Annotated in this window: 5 protein-coding genes; 3 read left to right on the top strand and 2 right to left on the bottom strand. The window is 71.4% G+C overall.

The features are described from left to right. Positions 1-162 precede the first annotated feature (162 nt). Positions 163-1,137 carry a carbohydrate kinase family protein gene (locus tag AB8Z75_RS30730; protein WP_369207730.1) on the bottom strand — a complete coding sequence of 325 codons (975 nt, stop codon included), beginning with the start codon at positions 1,135-1,137 and terminating at the stop codon, positions 163-165. Between the two features lie 334 nt (positions 1,138-1,471). Between AB8Z75_RS30730 and AB8Z75_RS30725 the strand changes: the two genes are divergently transcribed. Then, the gene (locus AB8Z75_RS30725; protein WP_369207728.1) at positions 1,472-2,899 is read left to right on the top strand and encodes a hypothetical protein; all 1,428 of its coding nucleotides are present in this window, start codon (positions 1,472-1,474) and stop codon (positions 2,897-2,899) included. 108 nt (positions 2,900-3,007) lie between these two features. Here AB8Z75_RS30725 and AB8Z75_RS30720 read toward each other — a convergent pair whose 3' ends face one another. Beyond that, positions 3,008-3,361 (bottom strand): iron-sulfur cluster assembly accessory protein, encoded by a 354-nt coding sequence (locus tag AB8Z75_RS30720; RefSeq protein ID WP_019357422.1) that lies wholly within the window; start codon positions 3,359-3,361, stop codon positions 3,008-3,010. 255 nt (positions 3,362-3,616) lie between these two features. Between AB8Z75_RS30720 and nadA the strand changes: the two genes are divergently transcribed. Both nadA and AB8Z75_RS30710 read left to right on the top strand, forming a co-directional pair. Further along, a complete protein-coding gene (gene nadA / locus AB8Z75_RS30715; protein ID WP_369207726.1) occupies positions 3,617-4,804 on the top strand; it encodes a quinolinate synthase NadA in 1,188 nt (395 codons plus the stop codon). A 10-nt stretch (positions 4,805-4,814) separates the two neighbouring features. Beyond that, the gene (locus AB8Z75_RS30710) at positions 4,815-5,744 is read left to right on the top strand and encodes a GNAT family N-acetyltransferase (RefSeq protein ID WP_369207724.1); all 930 of its coding nucleotides are present in this window, start codon (positions 4,815-4,817) and stop codon (positions 5,742-5,744) included. Positions 5,745-5,759 lie beyond the last annotated feature (15 nt).

Here is a 5,759-nt window from a genome sequence, read left to right as displayed (position 1 = left end):
GGTCGTCTTCCGGGTGCGGCGGGCCGGGGGCTGACGCGGGCGGGGCGTGCCCCCACCCGCCCGGTGTCGCGTCGCTCGTCCCCGATCGCCGGACGGGCTCCGCGGGGAGCCCCTCCGGCGATGGGGGAACGGGGGCCTGGAGGCGGAGCCCCCAGGAAACGGTCAGCTCAGGTGGGCCTCCACCTCGGTGGCGGCGTCGTGGCCGTAGGCCTTGGTGAAGCGCTCCATGAAGTGGACGCGCCGCAGTTCGTACTCCTGGGTGCCGACCGTCTCGACGACGAGCGTGGCCAGCATGCAGCCGACCTGCGCGGCACGCTCCAGTCCCACGCCCCAGCTCAGCCCGGACAGGAAACCCGCACGGAAGGCGTCACCGACGCCCGTGGGGTCGGCCTTCTCGCGCTCCTCGCCGACGCCGACGACGATGGGCTCCTCCCCCGCCCTGTCGATACGGGCGCCGCGCTTGCCGAGCGTGGTGACGCGCGTGCCGACCTTCTGGAGGACCTCCTCGTCGCTCCACCCGGTCTTGGTCTCGATGAGCTCCTTCTCGTACTCGTTCGAGAAGAGGTAGGTGGCGCCCTCGGTCAGCTGCCGGATGCCCTCGCCGTCCATGCGGGCGATCTGCTGGGAGTAGTCGGCGGCGAAGGGGATGGACCGGGTGCGGCACTCCTCGGTGTGGCGAATCATGCCCTCGGGGTCGTCTGCCCCGATGAGGACGAGGTCGAGGCGGCCCACCCGGTCGGCGACGTGCTGGAGTTCGATGTGCCGGGCCTCGCTCATGGCACCGGTGTAGAACGAGCCGATCTGGTTGTTGTCCGCGTCGGTGGTGCAGACGAAGCGTGCCGTGTGCGCGACCTCGGAGATACGGACGGAGTCGGTGTCCACGCCGTGGCGTTCGAGCCAGGCGCGGTATTCGTCGAAGTCCTCCCCCGCGGCGCCGACAAGGACTGGGCGGGTCCCCAGTTGGCCCATGCCGAACGCGATGTTGGCACCGACACCGCCGCGGCGGATCTCCAGGCGGTCGACGAGGAAGGAGAGCGAGACCGTGTGCAACTGGTCGGCGACCAGTTGGTCGGAGAAGCGCCCCGGGAAGGTCATCAGGTGGTCGTTTGCGATGGAGCCGCAGACTGCGATACGCACGACGAATTCTGCTCCTGAGAGACATCGGGTACCCCCGTACGCCCAGCGCACGAGGGAAAGGCGCAAGTAACGCTACCCGCTGGGGTCGCCGAGTCGAACAGGACACAATCACCTCATAGCACGGCTTTCCCGGCAGACCGGCGACTCGACGGCCGCACGGCACCGCCGCGATCGCCCCTTCGCCGCCCGCGCGGCACCGCCGGACAGGCGCGACCACCGGCAGTGCGGCACGGCCGTGGAACCGTCCACCCATCCCTCCCGTCCCACTCATGTCCCCCACGTGAGGGGACCGCCTGCAAGGAAGCTCAGGAACGCGGAGCCAAAGGAGTTCTCGGTGAGTACAGACCAGTCCCCCCAGAAAGAGGACCGGCCGGCACCCCGGAGCAGGCGACGGCAGCTCGCGGTCGTCTCCGTGGCCGCCGCCGTCCTGGTGGCCGGCGGGGGCGGAGCGTACTGGGCCTCCACCGCCTCTTCCGACGACGCTGACGGCTCGGACAGCGCCGCGCCCGCGGGGAACCCCCCGAAACTGGCGCTGGACGGCACCGCCGCCTCCGCACACGAGGACGAGGGCATCGCCCCCGGCGAGCCGATGGGCCCGCGCGGCTACCGCGCCGAGGGCGAGCTGCCCGGCGGCCCCGACTCCGCCGCCGTCCGCACGACGGGCCACGAGGTGCGCAAGGCGCAGGTGGCGAAGCTGGCCGAGGCACTGGAGATCAAGGGCGCGGTCAAGGCCGACGACGGCCGCTGGCGAGCGGGCGGCAGCCGGCAGGGCAAGGGCCCCCGGCTGACCGTCGACCGCGGCGAGGACGGCGGCGCCTGGACGTACCAGAACGGCGACACCGTGCCACTGGACGCCGACGCCTCCCCCGAGGCCGACCCCGCGCCCGACGGGAAGCCGCTCTCCCCGAAGGAGGCGAAGGACGCCGTACGACCCGCGCTGCGCGCCCTCGGGCTCGGGGACGCCGGGCTCGACGCGGGCTCGTCCGTCGGCGGCACCCGCACGGTGACCGCCTCCCCGAAGGTGGACGGCCTGCCGACGCACGGCTGGGACAGCACCTTCGTGGTGGACGACGACGGCGCCGTCACCCGGGCCCAGGGCAGCTGGAACCGGACCGGGAAGGGTGAGACCTACCCGGTCATGAGCGCCACCGCGACGCTCGACCAGCTGAACAAGGCGAGCCAGTCGCGAGGCGGCCACGGCGCCGGGGCCGGGAAGAAGGACGAGCCGACCGCCGTGGGCGACGCCACCTTCGGGCTCTCGCTGGAGCGCTCGCACGGCGAGCCGCTGCTCGTCCCGGCCTGGATCTACGAGGTGAAGCGGCCCGGCGGCGGGGACATGGAGGTCACCCACCCGGCGCTGGACCCCAAGTACCTCAAGCCCGCCGAGACCTCGGGGCACCAGCCCTCGCAGCCTGGCAAGGGGTCCTCGCACCCTGGCAGGGAAGAGGGCGAGGGCGATCCCGGCAAGGGCGACCTCGGCACGGGCGCGGGCAAGGGGTCGGCGCAGGCCGTCGAGTCCTACTCGGCCGAAGGCCGCACCCTGAAGCTGCGCTTCTGGGGCGGGGTGTGCGACACCTACAAGGCGACGGCCGACGAGTCCGGGTCCTCGGTGAAGGTCAAGATCGACGCGAAGCCGAAGAAGAAGGACCGGGTCTGCGTGAAGATCGCCAAGCGGCAGACGGTCGAGGTGGAGCTCGACAAGAAGCTGGGCGACCGCACGGTCGTCGACGCCCGGGACGGCGAGAAGCTGCCGCACAAGTGAGCGGCGGCTGCCGCCCGTGAACCGACAAGGGCGGCGGACTCCTGGTGGGGGGAGTCCGCCGCCCTTGTCATGTCCGGTGCGGCCGTACGAGCGATACGGCCGACGGGATCAGTTGAACGAGTCGCCGCAGGCGCAGGAGCCCGTGGCGTTCGGGTTGTCGATGGTGAAGCCCTGCTTCTCGATGGTGTCGACGAAGTCGATGGAGGCACCGCCGAGGTAGGGGGCGCTCATCCGGTCGGTCACGACCTTGACACCGCCGAAGTCCTTGACCACGTCCCCGTCGAGCGAGCGCTCGTCGAAGAAGAGCTGGTACCGCAGGCCCGAGCAGCCACCCGGCTGGACGGCGACGCGCAACGCCAGGTCGTCGCGGCCCTCCTGCTCCAGCAGGCTCTTGACCTTCGCGGCGGCGGCGTCGGACAGGATGATGCCCTCGCTTACAGCGGTCTCGTCCGAAACGGACATCTGCTTCTCTCCCGGGTTGTACGGACTGCTCTCTTACCGTCGGCTCAACCGACGGCATCCCGGATTCATTCCAGGAGTGGTCACTTCATGCTCGCACACCGTCGAAGCGATCGGGAATGCGTCACATCGACGCGATCGCCATCGTCAAAGTGACGTGAAGCGGCTATGATAGATAACGTCACTTAGACGAGAAGCCTGTCCGTCCCGGCTTCCGAGTGCCACCGACGACACTGGACTACAGAAAGGGCAGGTCCTGTGAGTGCCGCCCAGCCGCTGGACGTACAGCCGACCCCGCTCGCGCTGCTGCTGCTCGGCCGCGAGGCCGACCCCACGAGCGAGCGCGGAGTCGAGTGCCCCGGCGACCTCCCCGCCCCGTCCGACCCCGACCTCGTGGCACGCGCCCGCGCCGCGAAGGAGAAGCTCGGCGACCGGGTCTTCGTCCTCGGCCACCACTACCAGCGCGACGAGGTCATCGAGTTCGCCGACGTGACCGGCGACTCCTTCAAACTCGCCCGGGACGCCGCGGCCCGCCCCGAGGCCGAGTACATCGTCTTCTGCGGCGTGCACTTCATGGCCGAGTCCGCCGACATCCTCACCGCCGACACCCAGCAGGTCGTCCTGCCCGACCTGGCCGCCGGCTGCTCCATGGCCGACATGGCCAGCGCCGAACAGGTCGCCGAGTGCTGGGACGTCCTCACCGAGGCCGGCGTCGCCGAGACGACCGTGCCCGTCTCCTACATGAACTCCTCCGCCGACATCAAAGCCTTCACCGGCAGGCACGGCGGCACCATCTGCACCTCCTCCAACGCCAAGCGCGCCCTGGAGTGGGCCCTCAAGGAGGGCGAGAAGGTCCTCTTCCTCCCCGACCAGCACCTGGGCCGCAACACCGCCGTCCGCGACCTGGGCATGGCGCTCGACGACTGCGTCGTCTACAACCCGCACAAGCCGAACGGCGGCCTGACCCCCGAGCAGCTCCGCGACGCCACGATGATCCTGTGGCGCGGCCACTGCTCCGTGCACGGCCGCTTCTCCCTCGACTCCGTCAACGAGGTCCGCGCCCGCATACCCGGCGTCAACGTCCTGGTGCACCCCGAGTGCAAGCACGAGGTCGTCGCCGCGGCCGACCAGGTGGGCTCCACCGAGCACATCATCCGGGCCCTCCAGGACGCGCCCCCCGGCTCCAAGTGGGCTATCGGCACGGAGCTGAACCTCGTCCGCCGGCTGGCCCACCGCTTCGCCGCCGCGTCCGAGGGCGGCAAGGAGATCGTCTTCCTCGACCGCACCGTCTGCTTCTGCTCCACGATGAACCGCATCGATCTGCCCCACCTCGTCTGGGCGCTGGAATCGCTGGCCCAGGGCACCGTCGTCAACCGCATCGAGGTGGACGCCGAGACCGAGAAGTACGCCAAAATCGCCCTGGAGCGGATGCTCGCCCTCCCGTAACCTGCGGCAAATGCTGCTGCGACCCGTCAGGGACACCGAAGAGGACGCCGAAACCGTACGGAAACTCGCCGAAGCGGCCTTCGGAGCGTCGCACGCGCTCAAGGGCGACGCCCCTGGCGGGGCGGCCCCCGCGGACCGCACGGCCGCGCCCACGGCCGCGCCTACAGCCGCACGCACAGCCGCGCGCGCGGCCCGCAGCCGCGAGAAGATCCGGCACCTGGTCCGGCACGACCCCGCCGGCAGCTGGCTCGCCGAGGACGAGAGCGGGCAGGCCGTCGGCGCCGCCCAGTCCTCCCTCCGCGAGGGCACCTGGGGACTCGGACTCCTCGTCGTCGCGCCCGGCGCCCAGGGAAAAGGCGTCGGGCGCGCCCTGCTCCAGCGCACGCTGGAGTACGGGCGCGGCTGCCTGCGCGGCATCATCTGCTGCTCGCGGCACCCGGCCGCCGCGCGCGTGTACCGGCAGGCCGGGTTTGCGCTGCACCCGACCATCCGGATGCGCGGCGTCGTCGACCGCGACCGGCTCGGGCCCGTCGACGGCCCCGCGGTCGAGGGCAGCCCACGCGACCAGGACCTGCTCGACTCCGTCGACCGCCGCCTGCGGGGTGGGGCGCACGGCCCCGACCACGCCTACCTCATGCGCCACCACCGGCTCGTCGTCGCGGACGACCTCACCGGCAGCGGCTACTGCTACGTCGACGCCGACGGCAAGGTCGCCCTGCTGGCGGCGACGTCGCGGCGGTTGGCGTCGCGCGTCCTGCGGGCGGCCCTCCTCTCGGGCGAGGAGGGCCGGGTGGTGGAGGTGCACGACGTTACTGCTGAGCAGCAGTGGGCTGTTGACGTGGGCCTTGCGGCGGGGTTGGAGCTGCGCTCCGAGGGCTTCGTCTGCTTTCGGGGCATGCGGCCCCCCACCCCCTACATCCCTTCCGGAGCCTTCCTGTAACCCCCGCACCTGGGG

The organism is Streptomyces sp. PU-14G, assembly GCF_041028275.1.
GTDB lineage: Bacteria > Actinomycetota > Actinomycetes > Streptomycetales > Streptomycetaceae > Streptomyces.
Note: the sequence above shows the minus strand (reverse complement) of the source record. Positions and strands in the feature narration are given on the sequence as shown.

Excerpts from the sequence above, each read along its gene's own strand:
- AB8Z75_RS30720 (WP_019357422.1), bottom strand. The coding sequence starts at position 3,361 with ATGTCCGTTTCGGACGAGACCGCTGTAAGCGAGGGCATCATCCTGTCC.
- AB8Z75_RS30710 (WP_369207724.1), top strand. The coding sequence starts at position 4,815 with ATGCTGCTGCGACCCGTCAGGGACACCGAAGAGGACGCCGAAACCGTA.